This is a genomic window from Actinophytocola sp. (assembly GCF_035634895.1).
GTDB lineage: Bacteria > Actinomycetota > Actinomycetes > Mycobacteriales > Pseudonocardiaceae > Actinophytocola.
Map to the genome: position 1 here is coordinate 17,038 of NZ_DASQCC010000081.1, position 25,792 is coordinate 42,829.

Below are 25,792 nucleotides of genomic sequence, written 5' to 3' on the forward strand. Positions count from 1 at the left end.
ATGACGACCCAGCTGCCCGACGGTCTACAGAAGTTCTTCAAGGTCACCCTCGGCATGACCTGGCCGGAGGGCAGCGAGGGCGGCCTGCACCAGATGTCCGATGCCTGGTACGCGTTCCAGACCGCGGCCAAGGAGCGGGTCGCCGAGATCGAGGCGATGCTGCCCCGGCTGGACGCGTCGATCCGCGGTGACACCGCGAACGGGTTGAAGGCGTACCTGAACGACGTCAAGGAGAACCTCAAGAAGGTCGAGGCCGCGTCGGGCGAGTTCGGCAAGATGAGCAACACCGCCGCCGCGGACATCCAAAAAGCCAAGATCATGCTGATCGCGATGGCGCTCATGGTCCTGGCCACCGTCATCTCCCTGATCGCCTCCCTTTTCGGCGCGTTCGCCGTGCCCGGGGTGCTGGCCGCGGGCCGTGTCGCCCTGCAGGCCATCTGGAACGCGCTCGTCCGCAAGATCATGCAGATGACCTGGCAGAAGGCCGCGATGGGACTGGGGCGGCTGGCCTGGCAGATGGGCAAGTACGCGGCCGGTGGTGCCGCGTTCATGGGTGGTCTGGACCTGGGTATCCAGACCGGCCAGCTGATCGACAACAAGCTGCACGGCGGCCACGGTGGACGCGACGACATCGACTGGGACTCGGTGAAGGGTTCCGTCATCGGCGGCGCGATCGGTGGTGCGGCGTTCGGTGCCTTCCACGGCGCGGCGAAAGGTCTCGGCGGTATCGCGAAGGGCGCGGGCAAGGGCGGTGGCCCCAAGAACATCGGCGTCAAGGGCCCCGGTGCGGGGGCCGGCAAGGGCGGCGGTGCCAAGGGCGGCGGGAAGGGCGGCGAAGGCGCCGGTAAGGGTGGCGAGGGCGCCGGTAAGGGTGGCGAGGGCGCGGGCAAGAAGGGCTTCGAGGAAAAGGGCTACGACTCGAACGGCTTCAAGACCAAGGACGACCCGAAGAGCTGGAAGAACAAGCTCGGCGGCCGTGGCATGGAGGGCGACCCGCCCGGCTGGGTGCGCGGCCTGGGGCAGCTCGGGTACGCGGGCGCCCAGATCGGCATGGTCGCGGCCAGCAACCCGATCGTGAACAAGGCCACCGGCCACGACGACGACATCTGGGCGGGCATCCTCGGCGGTGCCGCGCCCTTCCACGCGAGCAAGGGCATGTCCGCGAAGCTCGACGCCAAGGCCGGCGACTTGGCCAAGAGCTTCGCCGGCAAGTTCGGCATGAAGTTCGACCAGCCGGGTCTCGGCCTCCCGGGCGGTGACTCCGAGAAGGCCCCGCTCCTCGGCGGTGAGCACTCGGACAGCGACTCCTCGCATGGCGACGACGGCCAGTCGTTCGACGACGCGAGTGACACGCACTCCATCGCCGACTCGCTGGACGAGACGGCCCCGCCGACGATCCCCGAGAGCCCGTTCGACACCGAGGGTGGGTTCACCGGCCACGGCCAGGACGTCTCCACCGGGGACGGCAAGTTCGGCAGCCTGTTCACCGACGGCGGCGAGAACTCGATCAGCACGTCCTCCGACGGGCACCCGGGGTCGTCGGACCACTCGGGGCAGATATCGGACGACGCCAAGAAGTTCTTCGGCGGCAACGAATCCGGGCAGAGCTCGGATGGTGCCTCCCAGCAGGGCGGACAGCAGGGGAGCCAGCAGAGCGACGGCCGGGGCGGCGACCAGAGCCAGCAGGGTCGTGGCGGCGACGGTCGGCAGTTCGGGGACCAGGGCCGCGGGAGCGAGTTCAACCAGCAGGACGGCCATGGTGGTCGCGACGGCGGTCCCATCAGGACGGAGTCCGGGCCGCAGCTCGGTTCGCGGGACGGGAACGGCGTCTTCCAACCGGGGCAGCAGTCCGGCTTCCCGGGTGGGCAGCAGTCGAACCTGCCTGGCCAGTCCTCGAACCTTCCAGGCCAGTCGTCGAACCTTCCTGGGCAGTCGTCGAATCTGCCTGGTCAGTCGTCGAACCTTCCTGGTCAGTCGTCGAACGTGCCGGGGCAGGGTGGGAACCAGCAGAGCACGCCGGTCGGCAGCTCGGGGACGCAGCAGAGCGGGCAGCCGATCACCCAGTCCGGGCCGCAGAACTCCCAGCAGTCCAACCAGCCCAACACGCAGTCGAACCAGCCCAACACGCAGTCGAACCAGCCGAGCACGCAGTCCAACCAGCCGAGCACCTCCGGTGGGCCGAAGCAGGGCGCGCCGGTGGTCACGCAGTCCGGGCCGGACACGAGCAACACGGGACGCAGCATCGCGTCGGAACCGTCCATCCTCGACAGCCCGATACCCAAGATCGACATCCCGGCGCTGGCGGACCAGACCCCCGCGGCGTTCACCGACGACGCCCTGGTCAGCCCGATCACCGACGAGAACCCGTTCTGGAAGTCGTCCGACGCGGCGCCGGTCAGTCCGATCGACGAGACGCCACCGGCGTTCCCGGCCAGCACGGGACCGAGCACGTTCGCGCCAACGCCGTCGGCGCCGGCACCCAGCTCGCACTCCACGCAGAACTTCACCCCCAGCTCCAACAACACCCCCAGTTCGACCAGTACCCCCAGCTCGACCAGCACGAACCCGACGCCGCAGAGCTCGCACAGCACGACGCAGCAGAGCTCCTCGAACGTGCAGCAGGGCGGCCAGCCGCGGGACACCGGCGGGTCGCAGAGCCAGCAGTCGTCGTCGCAGTCGGGATCGCAGCAGCCCAGGACCGAGGGGTCCGGGAACACGACGCCCACCATCGCCAAGGGCATCGACAAGTCGGTGGCCGACAGGTTTCAGTCCCTGCTGGACCGGCCGACGGAGAAGACGTTCCCCCTCACGCAGTCGACCGACCGGGCGGGCGCCGACCGGACCGTGCCGCAGACCAACGAGCGGCCGGACGTCGAGAAGCAGGTGACCCACTCCGGAGAGCAGCGCCTGCCGCAGAAGCAGATGCCCACCCCGGACCGCCCGGGCCCCACGCCCGACCGGCCCGGCCCGACCCCGGACAAAACAGGCCCGACCCCGGACCGGTCGCAGGACCGCCCAGGCTCCCAGGACAGGACCGGCCAGCAGGACAGGACGGGTTCCCAGGACAAGATCGGCCCGCAGGACCGGCCCCAGGACAAGTCGTCCGGGCCGGAGCGGAATGTCACCCCGGAGAAGCCGGCAGCCGACAGGGGCACGCACGGCCGGCCCAAGGAGCCGAAGCAGGAGGAGGTCGTGGCCGCCGTGGCCGCGGTCGCCCACCTGGCACCCGACGGGACCGACCGCGGGACCGACCGCGGCGCCGGTGGCACCCACGGCCACGCGACCCCGGACGGCATCACCCCCGACGGCTTCGTGCACAGTGACCACAAGGCCTGGCAGGGCCGGCGCGACGGCGCGACGCCCACCCGGTTCAGCGCCGAGCGGTTCGAGCCGAACAGCCGCCTCGGCGGTCTGCGGACCCAGGACGGCCAGGTCTCCGGCAAGATCACGCAGATCCGCTACGACCTGCGCCACTTCGAGGTGGCGCCGGGCAAGTGGGTGCTGGAGTTCACCGTCCCGCTCGACCTCGTCTCGCCGGACCACTCGATCGACGCCAACACGCGGCGGGCCGCGGCCGACGAGCTGCAGGCCGAGCTGGACAAGAGCTTCAACTACAAGAACACCTGGCAGGGCAAGGACTCCTTCGCGGGCAGCCAGGTCCACTTCACGGTCGACGCGCTGACCCCCAACGGCATCACGCGCGGCTGGGACGCCAACCCGGCGATGAACGTGCCGATCGAGGTGCGTGACTCCTCGAAGGGCGACCCCTTCCGGCGGGCGATCGTCCCCGAGGTCAACCAGGTCCAGTGGGACCTGGGGCAGCCCGCGTCGAGCAGGCTGCACGAGTACTTCCACTTCCTCGGGCTGTGGGAGGGCTACCACGACCCGAAGATGCTGTTCAACCACGCGGTGGGCCGCGGCGGCATCATGGGCGACGGCCTGGTGAAGGAGCTGACGCCCGAGCAGGCCGGGATGATCACCGACATCCAGGGCCAGGCGAAGCCGGTCGCTTCCCACGGCCTCGGTGACGACAGCACCTACACGCGGCCCAAGCCCAACCTCGCCGGCCCCGGCGACCTGGTCGACAGCATCTACGCCGACGGCCCCTACAGCCAGCACCAGACCCCCACCAGCGCGCCGAGCAACAAGCCCAAGCCGCCGCCACGCGGACCCAACAGGCCGAACAACGGTCCCGGCAACAGTTCCGGAAGGGGACCCGGCAACAGGTCCGGCAACAGGTCGGACAGTGGTTCCGAACACCGGTCCGACAGCGAGTCCGACGGCGGGCCGCGCCGCGATCCGCGGCGCCAGAACATCAGGGACCTGCCCGCGGTGGAGTCGGCGCACGACCGGCCGTCGCGGTCGGACGCCCGGGACGCCAAGTACGACCAGGACACCTGGGACGAGCGGCCGGTACCGGTCCCGCCTAGGGCCGGTGCGGAGGAGATCGCGCCGGTCAAGGGCTGGTCGCTCGACGAGGCGGGCGACTGGTTCACCAACACGATGGCCAAGTACTTCGGCGGCCGGGGCGGCGAGCCGGTCGTGCCGTTCCTGTCCGGCGGTGCGGCCCTGGCCCGGCAGGGTGGCGTGCGCCCGCCGAAGGACCTCGACTTCCGGATCACCGCGGGCGAGGCCGGCTTCAAGGACTTCAGCGACCCGGTCGCGCAGCGCTTCCTCGACCACCTGAACAACTCGGCGGCCAAACAGCTGCAGAACGAGTACCGGGCGCAGCTGAAGTCCGGTTCGGTGCCGCGTGGCGCCCAGATCGGCGAGTTCGCGCCGCTGCGCAAGTCCGGTGTCGGGTCGACGTCGATGGGTTCGCTGAACATCCTCGGCCAGGAGATCAGCCTGACCGTGGTGCCCAACGACCGGCCGGAGACGAGGCCGGTCGGCGGTGACGGTCCCGGCAAGGACATCCACGTCCTGACCCCGGACGAGCTGGTCGCGGACAAGCTGCGGACGATGATCTCCCGCACGAAGACCGACCAGGACAGCGTGAAGAAGGTCGCGCAGGACGTGTTCGACGTCCTCGACGCGATGGACGTGGCCGACCGGGACGCCGGCCACATCGGCGACACCACCGGCGGCCACCTGGACAAGGGCCTCTCGGCGCGGGCCGAGCAGTACAGCGAGACCAACCTCCTCGGCACGAAGCTCCAGCACTGGGACGACCGGAGCCTGCACGACCTGATGACCGGTCACGCGGTCGAGACGGCGAAGGCGCACCTGAAGAACGGCGAGCGGCGGCGGGCGCTCGAGAAGCTGCTGGACGACGTGCGGGACTGGGGCGGCCACGAGAAGGCCGACCGCATGTGGCGGCGGCTGGGGGACATCGGCAACGTCCCGGTCGGCGACGAGGTCAAGAAGGCCCTGCGGCCGCTGATGGCGGACTTCGACGACCGGCGCCAGTACGGGCCGGGGCCGGAGTCCCGGGGCAGCGGCCGGCCCGAGGTGCGGCCGGGCGCCGCCCCGGGCGAGGAGCCGGGCCACAGCGGTGAGTCGTCGTACGTGCCGCCGGTCGAGGACCTGCTGAACATCCACGCCGACGACATCGCCGGGAACGTGCGCGACCACCTGGTCGACGGGGACCCGAGGCTCGGCGCCAGGCCGGACTCGACCGCGCAGGCCGAGCAGATCGCCCGGGTGCTCGCCTTCTCCGGCGGCTTCCGGCCGCTGGTCGACAGCGGCGAGCCGTTCCAGACGCAGGAGGCGTTCGGTCTCGGCAAGAACGACTTCAGCAAGGGCTTCGACCAGCTGCACAAGGCCGGCCTGGTGGCGCCGAGCCCCGAAGGCCTCCGGCTGCGCAAGGCGGGCTGGAACCTGGTGCCGACCGAGGGTCCGCAGCGGGTGGTGGACCTCGAGGGCAACAACATCGACCCGCCGTCCTCGTCGGAGGGCAGCCCGGCCCGGTCGCCGGAGCGCTCCCCCGAGCGGTCGGGCTCGCCCGTGGAGCGGCCGCGGTCGGTCAGCCCGCCCCGCGCGTCGACCCCGGAGAACCTGGCCGAGATCGAGTTCATGGGCCGGCAGGCGTCCGACGCGTTGGCCGCCGAGAACCGGGACGTGGCACAAGGGCTGCGCAACCGCGCCAAGGACGAGCTGCACAAGGCCGGCTGGCACTCGCCGTTCCCCGGCGACGCCTACCGGCGCGCGGTGGACATCGTCGCCCACTCGATCCTCGACCACGACAGCCCGGAGCTGGTGCGGGACACCGCGCAGGCCGTGACCTCCTGGAAGGAGGACGCGAGCCACGCCGGGCCCGCTGGTGACGGGGTGCGGCTGGCGGACGACGGGTCGGTGGCCCGGCCGGACGGCACGAGCACCGGCAGCCTGCCGCCGGGTGCCCGCGAGGTGCTGCCGCCCGCGGTGCGCAAGCAGTGGGAGCGGGCGCGCCAGGTCACCGGATCGAACAAGCTGCCGCCCGAGATCGCCGGCTGGGTCTCCACCAGGGCGAACCAGATCCTGGCGAACCGCCACGTGACCGAGTCGGCCGGCTCGCGGATCACGTCGATGCGGCGCGACCAGATCGCCCGCGACCAGGCGCTGAACACGATCGTGACGGCGCGGATGATCGAGGACCACGCGGGCGGGCTGACCAGCCGACAGGCGGAGCGCAACGCGCTCGGCTTGGTCAACGACCTGGCCGCGCAGTTGCGCGACCAGGGCGACGAGTTCCGGAACCCACCCGCCGCACCCCGCCCGGACGCCGACGAGTACTTCGCCAAGGCGGTGCCGCCCGCGCCGTGGGTGCTCACGCCCCGCCCGGACGCCTCGGGCCCGGGGCCCGAGCGTTCGTTCGACATCGCGCCGGGCAGTACGCGCCTCGGCGGCGAGCAGCGGCCGAAGCTGGACTCGTTGATCAGGGAGCTGACCGAGGCGAAGGCGACCCGTGACGGGTTGGGCTACCTACCGCCGAAGGTGGCGGTGTCCGGCGACGCCGCCCACGTCATCGCCGGCGCGCTGGCCGAGCGCGGTATCGACGCGGAGGTCAGGCCGGGCCGCGACGGGGGCGCCGACGTCCACGTCGACTGGAACATGGAGCGGCCGGCCGACTTCGTCCCGCCCGAGGCACCGCGCTCGGAGCGGGTCACCGACACCAGGATCACCTGGGACCCCCCGGAGGGCGAGCCGATCCTCCGGCCGGACCCGGTGCAGCAGATCCTGGACGACCCGAGGTGGGCGAGCAGCAAGGACGTCAGCGCGCCCTGGTTCGACCCGAAACCCGACCACATCCCGGCACAGGACATCGCGGGCGTCGCCAAGGACATGCCGGTCACCGGCCGGGTACGCGGCGACCAGGGCGGCCTCACCACCGACTCGATCATCACGACCGACGGCTCGAAGCTGAACACGTGGCGCGGCCCGATCGCCTACGACGTTCGCGACTTCGACATGCCCGGCGGGAAGGGCGGCGTCGGCGACCGCCACGTGAAGTTGTTCCTGGACAAGGGCAGCTACACCGACGCGCAGATCAGGGCCCTGCAGGACAGGGCGAAGACGGGCGTGGACGGGCGGTACAACCCGGGCTACCGGATGGCGAACGGCCGGCAGTTCCACGTGTCCGTCGACTTCGTCGACGACCCCGCGGACGCGTTCGCCGTCGTCGGGATCGACCGGGCGGGCGGCGAGGCGAACCAGCTCAGCTGGCCGGTGGACCTGGCCGCCGACAAGATCGCGCACGAGATCGGCCACTTCCTCGGCCTGCACGACCAGTACTTCGACAGGGGCGCGAACAAGCCGATCTTCCAGCACCAGGACGGCAGAGGCCGGGTCATCGACGACAGCGGCATCATGACCGACGCGGTGAAGGGCCCGAACTCGAAGTTCCTGCCGCGCGACATGTGGCGGATCGAGAACCGGCAGCGCGACCTCGCGTCGGACCTCCCCGTGCAGCACGAGTCCTACCCGGCGCCACCACGCACCGCGGGCGGCGCCGACCGCAGGCTGCCGTCGCTGCTGCAGTACCTGCGCGACCGGTTCGGCTCGGACCACACGCCGGCGCCGGCCCCGGAAGCGCCCGCACCGCACATCGACTTCGAGCCGCCGTCGGTCTCCCGCGAGCTGGCCGAGGACGCGCACGGCATCTTCGACGACGTCGTCAACAACTTCCCGCGCTCGGTCGAGGAGGCCCGCGACGTCGTCGCGGCCGCGAGCCACGCGCTCGACGAGGCGCAGGCCAGGCTCGACGAGGCGCAGGCAGAACACGGGCACCAGCCTTCGTCGTCCACCGCGCCGGAACCGGCTCCGATCGCCGCTGCGCGGGGCGGGGTGGCGCTCGCGGAGGCCGCGCTCGACGTCGCGCACAGCAACCTCGAGGTCTGGGACCACCAGACCGAGCACGGCGCGCGGCACCACGACGAGTGGCTCAACAACCAGTTCACCGACCAGGCCTCGTTGCGCAGCACGGACTACGCGGCGAGCCAGGCGTCCGAGCCGTCGGGCGCGCGGCCGCCGCGGCGGCTGGAGGACGTGCTCTCGCGCGAGGACTGGCACCGCCTCTACCTGAACCCGAAGGACATCGCCAAGGCGGAGGCGATGTTCCCGGACAACCCCGGCTCGCTCTACGACCGGGAGCGGTCGCCGGGCTTCCAGGCGGGCATGGTCGACGCGTACGAGCGGTTCCTCAACCCGGCGGACTTCACCACACAGCGCCTGAACGCGGACCTGTACCGGCAGATGCACGAGGCCGTGACGGCGCAGCTGGGCCGGGAGATCCCGTGGTCCGGCCGCGGCACGACGGGCTTCCCGCTCGGCAGCTCGCGCCCCAGCCCGGACGTGTTCAGCGACACCGTGGGTGGTCGCCCGCTGATGGTCGACGCCGCCGCGTTGCTGCGCTCCGGCAAGAAGGCGGACGTCCAGCCGATCACGATCCTCGACACCTGGAGCAACCCGAACAAGCCGATCGTCCGGACGAACTACCGCCAGCACGAGGTCCAGGGCCTGGTCAACGGCGTCTTCGACGACTTCTACGGCGACCTCGGCCGTGCCACCAACGACGCGGACCGGTTCCGCGCGATCGGCCGTGTGGTCCGCACCCTGCACATCGTGCACCCGTTCGAGGACGCCAACGGGCGCCTGAACATCCACCTGCTGCTGCCGAGGCTGATGCTGGAGGCGGGGTTCCAGCCGATCCTGTTCCGCGACCTGGTCCCGCTGTTCGACGGCAGCCGCACGCTCGACCAGGTCGCCGACGCCATGGCACGTGGGCAGGGCGTCGACCTGACCGAGCCGTTCCGGTCCACCGCACCGGAGTACTCGTCGAGCGAGTCCGAGGCGACCGGCAGCGACCACTCCGACAAGGACGGCAGCGACCACTCCGACGGCGGCTACGCCCATTCCGATGGTGGCAGTGACCATTCCGACGGCGGCTACGCCCACTCCGATGGCGGTAGCGACCATTCCGATGGCGGCTACGCGCATTCCGACGGCGGCGGCGACCACTCCGACGGGCACGCCTTCTCCGACGACGGCCGCCACTCGCCGGCGACCGCGGAGGAGTTCCCGAACCCGCCCGCCGCGCCGTCGGGCAGGGGCCGCCACCAGCAGGTGTCGGACCTCCCGGCCGTGGCGGCCGCGCACGACCAGCCGTCCCGGCAGGAGGCGCGGGACGCCAAGTACGACGAGAACTTCTGGGACGAGCAGCCGGTGCCCGTCCCGTCGCGGGCGGGTGCCGACGAGATCGCGCCGGTCAAGGGCTGGTCGCTGGAGCAGGCCGGCGACTGGTTCACCAACACCATGGCCAAGTACTTCGCGGGTCGCCCGGGCGGCGCCGAGGCGGTGCCGTTCCTGTCCGGTGGCGCGGCGCTGGGCTACCAGGGCGGCGTGCGCCCGCCGAAGGACCTCGACTTCCGCATCACCGCGAGCGAGGCCGGGTTCAAGGACTTCAGCGAACCCGCGGGCCAGCACTTCCTCGACTACCTGAACAAGTCGGCGAAGCCGCAGCTGCAGAACAACTACCACGCGCAGCTGAAGACCGGTTCGGTGCCGCGTGGCGCCCAGATCGGCGAGTTCGCGCCACTGCGCAAGTCAGGTGCCGGCTCCACCTCGATGGGTTCGCTGAACATCCTCGGCCAGGAGATCAGCCTGACGGTCGTGCCCAGCGACCGCCCGGACACGGCGCGCCTCGGTGGCGACGGCCCCGGCAAGGACATCCACGTCCTCACCCCGGACGAGCTGGCCGCGGACAAGCTCCGCACGATGATCTCCCGCACGAAGACCGACCAGGACAGCGTGAAGAAGGTCGCGCAGGACGTGTTCGACGTCCTCGACGCGTTCGACGTAGCCGACCGGCAGGCGGGCCGGTCCGGCGACAGCTCGCCCGCGCAGGTGGCGGCCGGCCTCGCCGCGCGTGCCGGGGAGTACAGCGAGACCAACCTCCTCGGCACGAAGCTCCAGCACTGGACCGGCAAGGACCTGCACGACCTGATGACCGGCCACGCCGTGCTGACCGCGCAGGCGCACCTGAACAACGGCGAGCGGCGCCGGGCGCTGGAGAAACTGCTCGACGACGTCAGGGAGTGGGGCGGCCAGGAGCACGCCGACCGGATGTGGGACCGGCTGGAGAAGTTCGCCTCGATGCCGGTCCGCGACGACGTCAAGACCGCGCTGCGGCCGCTCATCGCCGACTGGGACGACCGGGCGCAGTACGGCCCCGGCCCGGAGGCCCGCGGCAGCGGGCGGCCGGAGGTCCGGTGGGGCGCCGCGCCCGGCGACGAGCCGGTCACCGGTGCGGAGACGGTGTTCCCCGCGCCACCGGTGGGCGACCTGCTGGCGATCCACGCCGACGACATCGCCGGGAACGTCCGCGACCACCTGGTCGACAAGGACCCGAAGCTGGGGAAGAAGGCGGACTCGACCGCGCACGCCCAGCAGATCGCGCGGGTGCTCGCGTTCTCGGGCGGGTTCCGGCCGCTGCTCGACCACCGCGAGAACGTCCAGACGCTCGAGGCGTTCGGGCAGACCAAGAGCGAGTTCGCCAAGGGCTACCAGCAGCTGAAGGACGCGGGCCTGGTGGCGCCGAGCCCCGAGGGGCTGCGGCTGCGCAAGGCCGGCTGGGACCTCGTGCCGACCCGCGGCCCCCAGCGCGTCTTCGACCTGGAGGGCAACCCGATCGACCCGCCGTCCTCGTCGGAGGGCAGCCCGGCCCGGTCCGCCGAGCACTCGCCGGAGCGGTCCGGCTCGCCGGTGGGCCGCCCGAGGTCGACGAGCCCGTTCCGGGCGTCCACGCCGGAGGAGCTCGGCGAGATCGAGCTGACCGGCCGGCAGGCCGCGGCCGTGCTCGCCCAGGAGTCCCCGGCGATCGCACAGGGCCTGCGCAACCGGGCCATGGGCGCGCTGTACAAGGCGGGCTGGCGGGCGCCGAACCCGCCGGAGATGTACGCGCGTGCCGTGGACATCGTCGCCCAGTCCATGCTGGAGGGCGACGGCCCGGCGATGGTCCGGGAGGTCGCGGAGACCGTCGCCGCGCAGCGCGGCAAGGCGAGCAGCGGCGGCCTGGCCGGCGACGGCATCCGGCTGGCCGAGGACGGCTCGCTGGCCCGGCAGGACGGCACGCCGACCGGCAGGCTGCCGCAGGGCGTCTCGCTGCCCGCGCCGGTCAAGGCGCAGTGGGACCAGGCCCGGCAGGTCACCGGCTCGAGCAAGCTGCCGCCGGACATGGCGGGCTGGATCGCCACGCGTGCGGGGCAGATCCTGGCCAACCGGCACATCGCGCAGGGCATCGGCTCGATGGTCACCTCCGCGCAGCGCGACATGATCGCCCGCGACCAGGCGCTCACCACCATCGTCGGCGCCCAGATGTTGAGGGACCGGGCCGCCGGGCTCGACCTGCGGGACGCGGAGCGCAACGCGCTGCGGGTGGCGAACGGCCTGGCGAGCTCGTTGCACACCGGCGACGCCCACCGCCTGGGCGGCGACTTCCCCGACCCGCCGGCGGCACCGCTGCGGGACGGCGGGTCGACCGGGCCCCAGGCCACCGGGTCGCGTCCGGAGCGGCCGGCCGGACCGGCGCCGGAGCACACGTTCGACATCGCGCCGGACAGCACCCGGTTGAGCGAGGGGCAGCGCGGCGAGCTGGAGTCGCTGGCGGACATGCTCAGGAACGCGACGGAGACCCGGCGCCAGGACGGCTACCTGCCGCCGCCGGTGACGGTGTCGGGTGCCAACGCGCACCTGGTCGCGGACGGGCTGGCCGAGCACGGCATCGGCGCGAAGGTCGAGCCGGGCGGGCCCGACGGCGCGGACGTCACGGTGGACTGGAAGCTCAAGCGTGGCACCAACCCGGCCGACGCGATCCTCAACGACGAGTCGTGGCGGCACAGCACGGCCGAGAGCGCGCCGTGGTTCGACCCGGCACCCAACCGGGTCTCGCCGGCGGTCATCGAGAACGCCGCGAAGAACGCACCGGTCGTGAGTCGCGTGCACGGCGTGGACGGCGGACTCCGGCAGAGCGGCAGGCCGTGGGCTGGGCCCATCTCGTACGACGTTCGCCGGTTCGACGTGACGGGGCCGGACGGCAGGACCGTGCCGGTGGAACACCACACCACGAAGGTGTTCCTGGACAACGTGGCCAAGGCCTCGCCGGACGAGATCCGCGCGCTCCAGGAGCGCGTGAAGGCCGGTGTGGACGAGCGGTACAACCAGGGCTACCGGACCGCGGGCGGTCGTCAGTTCCACTCGGCGGTGGAGTTCGTCGACAACCGTGCCGACGCGGGCGACGGCGTCGTCAGGGTCGGCGAGCGCGGCGGCCGGGCCGACCAGCTCAACTGGCCGGTGGACCTGCCGAAGGAGGAGCTGGGCCACGAGGCAGGCCACTTCCAGGGCCTGCACGACGAGTACCTGTCGAAGGCCGGGGACAAGCCGGTCTTCCAGCACCAGGCCGGCAAGGGCCGGGTCATGCCGGACAAGGGCCCGATGACGGCCGGGTTCGCCGACCCCGACGCGCGGTTCAAGCCGCGCAACATGTGGCTCATCGAGAACCGCCTGCGGGACCTCGAGTCCGCCCCGAACGCACCGCGTCCACCCGCGACCGAGTTCGCCACGCCCCCCGAGGTGAGCCGCGGCCCCGCCCGCACGGAGCAGGCGGCCCGCGCCGCGGTCGACAGCGCACGCAGGCGGTTGGACAACGCGGAGAGCCACCTGGCCCGCGCGCTCGGCGCCAACGCGCCGGAGTCCGTGGTCACCGAGGCGCGGAACCGGGCGACCGCGGCGGAGTCCGCACTGGAGCGCGCCAACGACCGCCTTTCCTCGTGGGAGTACCACTCCTGGCTCGACGACGCGCTCACGGGCGAGTCGCTGCGCGGCACCGACGACGCCGTGAGCACGGCGTCGGAGCCGTCCCCCGCGCGGGCGCCCCGCGACCTCGAGAGCGTCCTGCCGCGCAAGGAGTGGTACCGGCTCTACCTCGACCCGGCGCACTTCGACATCGCGGAGCGGCTGTTCCCGCACGACCCCGGCTCGTACTACGACCACGATGAGTCGCCCGGCTACAAGCAGAGCATGGAGGCGGCCTACGAGAAGTTCCTGGACACGGCGAAGTTCCCGCAACAGCGGCTGAACTCCGAGCTGTACGAGCAGATGCACGACGCCGTCAACTCGTCGCTGAAGAAGAAGGCGAACTGGACCGCCAGCGACTACGAGGCGACGGACTTCCCGTTGCGGGCGGAGAACCCCAGCCCCGACGTGTTCACCGAGACGCTGCTCGGCAGGCCGTTGCTGGTCGAGGGCGGCAAGTACCTCGTCGGCGGCAGCGCGATCACCTTCCTCGACCGGGAGACCAACCAGCGGCCGTACATCCGCACGAACTACGGGGTCGAGGAGGCCAGGGGTCTCGTCGACGCGGTGTTCGACCGGTTCTACGACGACATGGCGAAGGCGGGTTCGGACGCGGACCGGTTGAAGGCCATCGGCCGCGCGGTGCGCACCGTGCACATCGTGCACCCGTTCAAGGACACCAACCGCAGGCTGAACGTGCACCTGTTGCTGCCGAGGCTGCTGCTGGAGGCCGGGTTCGCGCCGGTCGCGTTCAAGGACATGGACCAGCTGTTCCAGGGTGGCCGGTCACTCGACCAGATCGCCGACGCCATGGCGCGCGGACAGGGCATCGACCTGACCGGCCGCATCGGGCACACGGACGTCGAGAGCACCGCCCCGCAGACCGAGGCGCGCCCGGGCGAGGGCCGCGGGCTCGACCTGCACCCGGACACGGTGAAGAAGAACAAGAAGGCCGTACTGGCCTGGGCCGCCGCGGGGGTCATCGCCGGTCGGCACATGGACGAGCCGCCCGTGGGCCACCCCGACCGGGTGGTGTTCGACGACATCGTGGACGCCGTCGCGCACCAGTACGACAGCTACGGCCACTTCCACGCCGACCAGCTGGCGAAGAAGCTCGCCGGGAGCCCTGACGACCGGGTCGCCGCGGAGCCCGGGACGTGGCACTACCGGGCGGCTAGGGCCAAGGCACTGCACGAGGCACTCGGCGACGAGGGCAGGACCGCCTACGACCGGGCCGCCGACGAGATCGCGGACATCGTCAAGCAGTACCACCAGCTCCCGGAGGACCGGAACCCGAACACGTCGTTCTTCGGCGAGATCATGAGGGTGGTAGGACTCCGCTACCTGGCCGGTGGCCACGACAGCGCGGCGGAGCTGTCGGGCCGGCTCGCCGACGAGCTGAACACCGCCTACCCGGCGGGTGTGCAGCGGCCCGCCGCCGTCTCGCCGGCTCCGGCCGCCGCGCCCAAGCCGGTCCCGGCCGTGACGGAGCCGACCCCGGAACCCGCGGCCGGCCTGCCGACCTTCGAGTTCACCCCGGCCGACGGCCTGCCGACCTTCGAAGTCACCCCGGCTGACGGCCTGCCTACCTTCGAGGTGACGCCGGCTGACGGCCTGCCTACCTTCGAGGTGACGCCGGCCGACGGCCTGCCTACCTTCGAGGTGACGCCGGCCGAGAACGTGCCGAGCATCCTGGTCACGCCCGACGAGTTCCCGAGCCCGCCCGAGGCACCGTCGAGGGAGGTCGGGAGCAGCACGTCCACCGCCCCCGGCCTCGGGCACCGGACCACCGGCCTGGAGACCATCCACGAGGACCACGAGCTGGAGTCGCTGTCCTCCAGCAGGTCCTACGAACGGCCCGACGGCTTCTGGTCGGAGGACCAGGACCAGGCCACCCGGGACAACACGCAGAGCGCCCGGGAGCCCCGGGACACCGCCCAGGAGACGCCGGGCACCCCCGTACCGCCCCCGCCGCCCAAGGCGCCGGTGCTCACCGGCGAGGTCACCGGGGACACCGTGCGTTCCGGGATCCCCGAGTACGCCCTGGAGAACCGGGGCGCAGGCCGGGCGGACAACCCGTCGGCGCTCACGGGAGTCAACCCGAAGCGCACCATCGGCAAGGTGGCACCGGCGCTGGCCAAGCACCCGATGCTCGACCAGATCCACCACGAGGTCACCTCGGACTACCGGCCGTTCGTCGGCGACAACCGCAAGCAGCCGTACCGGATCGTCACGAAGGACGACGTCTACGAGGTACGGCCCATGGCCGTGCAGCGGTGGGGCCAGGCCGAGGTCGTCGACCCGGCCGCGGAGGCCGGGAAGATGAAGTCCTCCGGCGACAACAAGACCGTCTCGAAGAACAAGACGTCCTCGGGCCATGACGGCACTGTCACCAAGCAGGCCAATGTCTCGGCCGCGCCGCCGCTCGCGGTCAACGTCAAGGCGGGCGGCACGCTCACCCCGAACGAGAGCCACGAGGTCTCCGGGCAGCGCAAGACCAAGCAGTCCACCGAGGCCGAGTTCACGAACACGCATCGCGTGCGGATGCCGGTGGAGCTGTCCTACGAGATCCGCAACGGCAAGGGTGAGCTGCTCGGCCAGGTCACCGACGCGGACGGCGTGCGCAGGAACAGGTCCGAGACGGGCAAGGTCGAGGTCGACGTCCCGCTGAACCTGGGCCGCCGCGCCGACGACGCGTTCGTCATCGACAAGCCGAAGGCCCTCCCCGCCGCGCCGCGGATCGAGGAGCTGTTCACCAACACCAAGCGCGGCAACAGCTTCTTCGAGCAGGCCGGGAAGCTCCTACCGAAGAGCCTGACCGAGATGCGGTCGGCGGGCCGCGGCGAGCTGCAGGGCCTCGTCAGCGACTCGGGGCTGAAGTCCAAGTGGCACAAGATGGCGGTGACCGAGGAGGACGTCCGGCGCAACCCCGAGGCGGGCTGGCAGGAGTCCCCGGCGCTGACCAAGGGCGCGGACAGCAAGCGGTGGTCCAACAAGGCCAGCAAGTTCCAGGTGCGTGCCATCGCCAAGCAGGCCGAGGTCATCAACACGGTGCCCGACGTGAAGGTGACCGACAGCCGCTTCGTGAAGGACACGCTGACCACGAAGGACACCACCGACCGCGGCGCCGAGGGCTCGCTGGGCGTCGGCGTCGGGGGCGACATCGCCCAGACGCTCTACTTCGCCTCAGGCCCCGCGTTCGGCGGCTCCGTGAAGTCGTCGCACGGCATGGAGCACACGGTCAAGGACCTCTACAAGTCGTCGGTCGCGAGGTCCGGCGACGAGGTCCGGTACCGCACGGTGCACGAGATCCAGGTGCGGCCGCTGGGCGGCGAGATCAAGACGCTCGACGGCGACGTCGTGACCTACCAGTCGACCTCGTACGACAAGGCGGCCGACGCCGGGCTGGTGCCACCGCGCGAGGAAGCTCCGCTGGCCGAGAACGAGCAGCGGTACCCGCCGCCGTGGGTGACGGCCAAGAAGTCGCTCGGCGGCATGATCGTCGACGACTTCAAGGGCGGCGACAACGTCTACCGCGCGGTGGCGAAGAGCCTGCGCAAGCTGCCGGGCCGCAAGTGGTACCACATGACCCGCAGCGACTACGTGGTCGAGTTCGGCGACGTCAGGGTCGGCACCTACTCGCGCGGGCTCAAGGCGAGCATCGAGCGGCTGCTGTCCCGCAGCGACGGGCTGCGCAAGGACATCTCGAACGAGCAGCTGTCCGAGCTGGTCGACACGATGCTCACCGACCGGGGCGTGACGTTCACGGTCAAGCCGAAGGACGCGCTGCCCGGCGACTACGGCAACACCATCAACCTGAAGGCCACGCTCGACGAGATCACCCCGGCCGGCCGGCCGGACGAGGTCGCGTACTCCAGCGAGGCCAAGGAGAAGCTGTCGTCCAAGCTCTCCGACGAGAGCTCCAGGAAGGGCGAGGTCGGCATCCAGTCGCGGTTCTGGCATCCGTTCGGCGACAGCGGTCTGTCGCACGCGGGCAACCTGAACATCGGCAAGAGCAAGCTCTGGTCCAGCTCCGCCGACATGTCCGCCAAGAGCAGCGAGGGCACCAAGCGCACGCACGGCCGAGGCGCCGACGCCGACGGCAAGGCCGCCAAGCAGAAGGTGTGGCCGTTCGGCGCGAAGCTCACCATCACGCCGACCGTCACCTCGACGTTCAGGCCGAGCGTCGGCCTGCCAGGCAGGTCCGCGCCGGAACTTCTCACCCAGACCCTGAAGTCGCACGAGGTGCCGCTGAAGGTGCTCGTGCCGGACTCGCTGACCTCGTCGAAGAAGGTCCACGAGTTCGAGACCTCCGAGCCCGTGAACAAGAAGTTCATGGACGACACGGCCACCGTCCCGAGGCCGAACGAGCTGCGCCGCAAGGCACCGCGCATCCTCGACGACGTCGACGTGGTCGCGGTGTTCGGCACCGACCACATCGGCGACGCCCTGGACGAGCGGGTCCACAAGGCCTCCGGCGACCCGGTCGACACGCTCGGCCCCGACGGCCGCGCGAAGTACCCGCACAGCTCGCGCACCGCAGAGGACCAGCTGACCCCCGACCACCTGAAGCGCAGCAGGCGGCGGTTCGAGCCGATGAGCATCGACCGGGACTGGGCCCGCAAGTGGTCCAACCTCGACGTCGACTCGACGGTGCTGATCACCCCGTTCCGGCCGCGGCCGATGAAGTTCCACGAGCTCCAGGAGATCGAGAAGAGCTACGGCGCGGGCGTCGGAACGGGCCGCGGCGACAAGACCTCCTCGTCGTTCGGCATCACCGCGGGCGACACCCTCATGCCGGTCAGCAACGCGATCGGCGACGACCCGGTGGTCCGCTTCCGCGGCTTCATCGGCGGCGAGGCCACCCCGTTCGAACAGCGTTGGGGCCAGGGCAGGTCGTCGGACTTCGCCAGCTCGTCCGAGACGACGGTCAAGAGCTCGCGGCTGGTCAAGGAAACCCTGATCTGGGCGGACTACACCGCCGACATGGTCTCCGACGCGAAGTACACGAACAACTACGACAAGGCGAACCTGTTCCCCGGCAAGGAGCCGGGCCGCGCCGGACTGAGCTACGACCAGCCCAAGGGCATGCTCATGTGGGCGACGGACGAGCAGATCGACGCCATGCAGGCGCACACCGAGGCGAAGGAGGCGGCCGAGGCGAACGCGGCGGCCGAGGCCGCCGCGGTGCCCGGCGCCGAGGTGACCCCCGACGCCGTCACGCCCGACTCCGCCTCGGAGACCCGCTCCGACACGGGCTCGGCAGCCCGGTCCGACGGCGGTCGCTCCGACGGCAACCTCTCGGACAGCATCCATTCCGAGGGTGACCGCTCCGAGGGGGGCCGTTCGGACGGCAACCGGTCCGCCGGCTCGCGTTCCGACACCGCCCGGTCCGACGGCAGGCCCACCCCGAGGCACACGCCGCGGTCCAACTCGTTCCCGCGCAAGGTCACCAGGACGGCCACCGAGGACAGCTTCGCCACCATGTCGGTCGGCCAGATGTCGCGGGTGGAGAGCTTCGAGTCGATCGTGCCGGGGGAGCCGCGTTCACCGCTGCCCCCGCCGCCGTCCATCGTGGACAGCAGCGGCGTCTCGCTCGGCGTCGGCGCGATCACCTCGACCATCGACGCGCGGGGCAGCATCGAGAACCTGCACAGGGACCTCGTCGACAACCTCGGCGAGGACGGTGCGCGCTCGCTGCTGCCGAAGTCCCGGTACGACGCCAAGCACGACAACCACGGCATGGTCGACCATCTGCTGGCCAACGTGAACCGCGCCGCGAGCGCCGCGCTGAACGGCGAGCAGGTCGCGCCCATGCGCCGCGAGCTGGGCCGGTGGAAGGGCAAGACGTACTTCCTGAGCGTCGGCGCGAAGTTCGTCGAGGGCCCGGAGTTCACCGGCATCGAGCACGTCGACAAGCTGGCGGTCAGCGACTCGGTGTCCCGTGGCGACACGAACTCGAAGTCCTCCGGGCACACCGTCGGCAAGGTCGGCGCGATCGCCCGGCCCGGCATCATCGTCACCGGCAAGAGCGACCCGGCCGCCGCCGGCGCCACGACCGGGCACGGCCCCGGCAGCGGCGGCCTGGCCGGTGGCCTCGGCGCCGACGTCGCACTGGGCCGCCGGGACGACGAGCGTTCGCAGGGCCTGTCGCAGAGCCACAAGCAGTCGGCCGAGACGTCCGGGCCGATGGCCTCCTACGCGGGCCGGATCGAGCTGGACGTCCGGATCGAGCGCGGTTTCGGGATCGACGACCACGGCAACGAGGTCGCCCGCGAGGTCGTCGCCCAGGACAAGGGCGCGACGCACGACGTCGACCTGCTGAAGCTGCCGGAGGAGTCGTTCCCCGAGCCCGTCGGCGCGAAGCTCGGCGAGGCCGACCCGGAGCCGTGGTCGGACTCGAACCCGCACCCGAAGAAGGCCACCCCCGAGCAGACCGCCAGGTGGCGCGGGCAGGACGGCCACATGGCGCTGACCGAGGAGGGCGCCCCCAAGCCGGACCGGCCGAGCTACGAGCGCGGCAAGTTCGTCGCCGAGCACTACTTCGGCGACATGGCCGAGTTCCGCAACCGGGTCGAGCGGGCGCTGCTGCGGGTGCCGGGGGTGCGGGAGCTGCCGTCCCGGACCATCGCCGAGCTGAAGTCGGAGGTGACGCTCGCCGCGGTGAAGGCGGGGTCGCCGGACATGATGGCCGGCCAGTTCACGTTCCCGCTGAGCGACTTCGACGTGGAGGTCCACCTCGGCCTCGACGACGAGCCGAGGCTGTCGGGCGCGGGGGACTGGGTCGACATCGAGGCCAAGTCCGACACCACCTACACGGACAAGTCCGGCTCGAAGACCGGCCACGACGCGAGTGCCAACGCGCTGCCCCTCCAGGGCAGCGGCGGTGTCACGCACCCGGGCGGCAAGAACTCCTTCGCCGAGGGCCGCAACAACTTCGGCTCGGTGTTCGCGGGGAGCCAGGCGGGCAACGTCAAGCTCGGCGGGCACGAGAGCGTGCTGGAGGGGGAGAGCACCAGGAAGGGCAAGGCGGGCACGCCGAAGTCCCTCGAGGACCCGGGCAAGCTCACCCAGGTCGACCTGCACGACGGGCAGTTCCTGTTCGTGGCGCGGAAGAAGGGTGCCGTGCCGGGCTCCGGCGAGGGCGTGGCCGTGCTGCCCGTGTCCGACGCCTACGCCATCCGCCACTACCCGGACCCCGCGATGCCGCTGCCCGGCTCGCTGGCGGACGCCGTCGCCGAGCACGGCAAGGCCCGCAAGGCGTGGACCGAGGCGGTCAAGGAGCTCGACGCGGTCAAGCTCAGGCAGCACGGCGGCAAGGGCAAGTCGACCGACGTCGGTGAGCTCGCGGCGGCGCGGAAGAAGCGGAACGACGCGCAGGCCAAGTACTGGGCGACAAAGCAGGAGTACGACACCCAGCTCGTCGCGGCCCGCGCCGCGCAGCCGGCCGGCGCCGCCGCGTACGCCGCCGCGCAGCACGCCTCGCGGACTGCGGACGCGACGGCCAGGGCCACGAAGGCGGCCGAGGACGCCGCGCGGGCCGAGAAGTTCGCCGCGGCCGCGAAGCGCAACAACCAGCCGGGAGTCGTCCGGGGCGCGCAGGCCGAGCAGGCCGCGCAGGAACGCATCCAGCGGGAGTCCACCAACGACGCGCACGGCAACCAGCTCCTGGCACGCGACTCGGCGCAGAACGCGCGGGACCAGGTCGGACCGTCCATCATGGACGCCCGGCGCGGGGCGCAGCGGCACGTCGAGGACTTCCCGGAGCTGAACGAGAACCCGAAGAAGGTCGAGAAGGGCAAGGTCGCGAACCGGTTCGTGCTGGACGCCATGCGGGCGGGCAGCCGGATCGGCAACGAGTTCGCGAACCGGGCGAACGACGCGGCCACCCGCGCCGAGCAGACCTACCGCGACTTCCAGCAGGACGGCGACGGCTCGGTCCGCAGCGGCACCGACCGCAGCACCAACGGCAGCACCAACGGCCGTACCGACCACGGCTCGGACCGCGGCTTCGACCCCGGCTTCGACTCCGGTTCCGTCCGCGACCCCGGCCCCGCGACCCGGGACACCGACGCCGACGGCGGGTTCTGGTCGGAGGACAGCCTTTCCGACGGCGAGTCCACCGCACGGGGCGGCGACCTCGTCGACGACGCCCCGGTCCGGTCGGGCGGCCGACGCGGCGGCGACTTCTTCGTCCCGCTGATGAGCGGCGCGCTGAACCCCGACATGACCGGCGGCGCGGCGACCCCGGGCCACGCGGCCACGCACGCCGGCGACCTCGACTTCCGCCAGGCCCTGACCGCACCCGAGGGCTCGGTCCTGACCCACGAGAGCTTCGCCACCCCGGCCGACGGGTCGCGGTACTTCAAGGCGAACTACGCGAAACTGCTCGGCGTCGACCGCAGCCCGGACAGCGCGAACTGCCTCGAGGTGACCGTCCAGGGCTCGTTCTCCATCCTGGACGGCGAAACCTTCGTCGCCGGCCACGGCAACCCGGTGCGGGTCGGCGACGCGGGCGACCTCGCGGGCCTGCCGTTCCGCCAGGCCTCGCCCGACCAGATCGCCCGGTACATGCGCACCCAGAAACCGGGCGCGCAGGGCATCGTCTTCCTCGGCGGCGGCGACACCGCGGACGCCGATGGGCACTACATCCTGGTCCACAAGGACGACCGCGGCGTCGTCAACTTCGTGGACGTCAAGAACAAGTCCATGGGCGCGCTGAACACCCACCGTCCGGTGACCGGTTTCGCGCCGCTGCTGTGGTCCGGCGCCACCGAGATGGGTGCCACGCCGGAGCACACCGTGCATCCGGACCTCGCCGGAGGCGGCAAGGACCGGCGGGCCAGGGTCGCCGACCTGCCCGCGCTGGACGCCGCCGCCCGCCGCTACCGGCCGCCGTCCGCCGGGGACGGTCGCCACGTGTCCGACGGGCACGGCGGCGCGCGTCCCACACGGCACGACCTGGCCGACGCCAGGCGGGACGGCGCGCTGCACGAGGAGCGCCCGCCCAGCCGCGACCGCGTGCCCGCCCCCGACGACCGCCCCGCGCAACCAGGTCCGGCACCGGTCCTGCCGCACCGGCAGATGGCCGGCCTGTTCACCGACGCCCTCCGGCCGCTCGGCGCGACCGCCTACCTGGCGGGTGGCGGTGCGCTGGCCTTCCAGGGCGGGCGCCGTGCGGTCAACGACCTGGACTTCCGGGTGGCGGAGGACCAGAGCGGCTTCCGGTCCTTCGCCGAGCACGACGGCGGCCAGGTACTCGACTACCTCAACAAGTCCGTGGTGTCGCGGCTGCGGAACGACTACCACGCGGCCCGCAACGCCGACCCGTCCGTGCCCTCCGGCGCGCAGGTCGACCAGTTCCGGCCGCTCGGCGCCGGCGCACTGACCATCGGCTCGGACAACGTGCTCGGCCACGAGGTCAGCCTGTCCGCCGTCCACGGCGCGACCCCGAACCTGGTGTCGCTGGACATGGGCGGCGGCCGGCGGGTGCACGCGCTGCCGCTGGACGAGATCCGCGACGACAAGCTCAAGACGATGATCAGCCGGACCAAGCTCGGTGAGGCCAGCGTCACGAAGGTCGCGCAGGACCTGTTCGACTTCGTGGACTCGCTCGACCTGCTCGACACGCGGGACGGCGCCACCCCCACGGCGGACCACGTCCGGAAGGCGATCGACCACCGGATCGAGGAGTACAAGCGGGCCAACCTCGACGGCGTCAACCTGCACCACTACGCCGAGCACGTGCCGGGCCTGATGAAGGGCCGCCTGGCGATGACCGCCCAGGCGCACCTCTCGAACGGCCCACGCAAGCGCGAGCTGGACGCGATCCTGTCCACGGTGGCCCGCGACCACGGCGAGCCGGTCGCGCGGCGCCTGCACGACCGGGTCCGCCAGGTGGCGGGGTTGCCGGTGCCGCGCGACATCAGGGCCGCGCTGCGGCCGTGGTTCCAGCAGTGGCAGGACCCGAACGCCCCCGGCCCGATCCAGGAGTCGCGTGGCGGCAACAACCCCATCGCTCCCGCGGGCCGCGAGGGCACGCCGTCGTCGGACACCGAGCCGCCCTCACCCACCCAGGTCGGCGATCTGCTGGGCATCAAGGCCGACGACATCGTCGCGAACGTCCGGGCCGTGCTGCCGAGGTCGACGCCCGCGATCGAGCAGGTCGCCAGGGTCCTCGCCTTCGACGGCGGGTTCCGCACGCTGCACGACTCGGGCGACACGCGGCAGACCCTCGCCGCGTTCGGGCTGAACCGCAGGGACTTCGGCAACGCCTTCCAGGTGCTGCGGGAGGCCGGGCTCGTCCAGGACAGCGGGGACGGCCTGGCGCTGACCAAGCGGGGCTGGCGGCAGCTGGTGCCGACCAGCGGACCCGAGCGGGTGTTCGGGCCGGACGGCCGCCCGATCTCGCCGCCGTCCTCGTCCTCGTCCTCCGAGCGTGGCACCCCGCCACCGCCCGAGCCGTCCACCCTGGACAGGGGCCTCGCCGAGCTGTGGCGCCTGTACGGGGAGGCGCAGCGGTTCATGACCGAACTGCCCGCCCAGATCCAGCAGGGCCTGCGGGAGCGGGCCGAGGCCGCGCTGGCGACCGTCGGCTGGGCGGCCGGTGCCATGCGCGACCACGTGGTCGACGTGCTGGCCCACACCATCTACGACGGCGGCGAGGCGACCCGTCTCGCCGAGACCCTCGCGGAGCAGAGCAGTGGCCGCTCCACACCGGACGGCGAGCGCGCCCTGCCGCTGCCCACCTCCGCGGAGCTGGCGGCGGTCACCCCGCCGTGGTTGATGCGCAAGGCCGAGCAGGCCGAGGACTCGTTCGGCAAGCGGTCGCAGGCCGACGTGGCCGAGGCGATGCGGATCGCGGGCGAGATCGTCAGCGCCCGCCACCAGACGCAGCTCGTGATGTTCCCCGAGGAGATGTCCGCGCTGGAGCACGCCCGTGCCGACCGGGACGACGCGGTACGCAGGTCGGTGGCCGCGGAGCTGCTGAAGACCGGTGACGTCACCAAGGCCGAGCGCCTCTCCGAGCAGCTGCGCACCCAGCTCGACAACCCCCGTACCCGCCACGGTGCGCGTGGTGCGCGGGCCGAGGTCCAGCCCGAGTCCGAGGCAGGCCCGTCGAACTCCGGCCGCTCGACGACCCCCGGCCGCTCGACGACGCCCGGCCGCACCCAGCAGCTCCGCGACCTGCTGCCGCTCAACCTCGTCACGGCCGACCGGATCGACGGCTCCGGCCTGCGCGCGCAGGCCGAGCAGGCGATGACCGGGGCGGCCACGCCGAAGCCCGTCCGCGACCAGGTCCTCGCGGGCCTGTCCGACAGCGAGCTGGCCAACCACTTCACGAGGTCCGGCGGCCCGGGGCACCTGACCGTCTCGGCCGGCCAGGGCGCGTCCGCCGTCGAGCTGACCGTCCACACCGGACTCGGTGACAACACCGGCGAGCCGCACGACCTCGTCCCCACCGGCGACGCGAAGAACAAGATCGAGAGCAGCTCCGGCAAGTACGGCAAGTCCAAGGACACGCTGCCCGGGGGGTCGAAGGCCGACCCGGGCATCGGTGGCCGGCTCCCCGGCTCGACGCTCGGCCTGCCGGTGGACGCCCGCGTCAACGTCAAGGGCCGCGTGCCCGGCTCGACGTGGTCGGCCGTCAGCTCGGGCGAGTCCCGCACGGGTGCCGCGATCGAGTCGAAGGGCCCCCGCACCACCAGCACCCACGACCTGCACTACACGGCCACCCTGGCCCGCAACGGTGCGGCGCCGGTCGAGTTCGGCGGCCACGAGCCCGGCGGCGCCACGCTCAGCACCGCGGACGACTTCGCCGACCTGCGCCCGACCGACGGGACCGGCGCGAAGAAGACCGGGCCGACCCCGCCCGCCGTCCGGCTGATCGCCGGCCAGGGCCTGTTCGACGCGGCCAGGGACGCGGTGCAACGCCACCCCGCGTGGACCGGCAAGGCCGACGAGATCGGCTCGCCCGTGCGGGGCACGCTGCGCAAGTTCACCAGCGGCGACTACCTCTCCCAGCGCGGCCCCGAGCTGCTCGACGGTCACACCGTCCGCGAGGAGCTCGTGGTGAGCGACCCGTGGGGCAAGCAGCACACCGCGACCGTGGAGCTGTCCGTCGACAAGGGCGCCGAGCACCCGCTCGCCACCCCCGACGGCGGCGGTGCCGGCAAGGGCAAGCTCACCAGCAAGGCGGGCCAGACCTCGGGCCGCTCGCTGGAGACCGCGCAGGTCCAGCCGGTCGACGTGTCCGTGCGGCTGCGGTCGGGGGTGAATCTCGGGACCGCCGTGGGCAGCGGCACCGACCTCAAGCTGACGGGTCTCGTCCAGGGCAAGCGCACCAACCACGAGGACCTCGTCACGACGCAGTCGAGCGAGGTCGCGAGCCAGGTCCAGTGGACGACCAAGGGCACGCTGTCGGGCAATGCCACCGACCTCACCTACAAGCTGAACGTCCGCTTCGACGACGGGACGGTCGAGCAGGCCGCGTTCGCCCAGCCCGCGGGTGCGGTCAGCTGGA

Annotated in this window: 1 protein-coding gene (cut by a window edge); it reads left to right on the forward strand. The window is 72.0% G+C overall.

Annotated elements, in window-relative coordinates; genetic code table 11:
* The coding region annotated (locus VET29_RS11225; RefSeq protein ID WP_324918809.1) for a DnaJ domain-containing protein crosses the window boundary (this coding region is incomplete at its 3' end): on the forward strand, positions 1 to 25,792 show 25,792 of its 36,206 nt. 10,414 nt of the annotated region lie beyond the right edge of the window.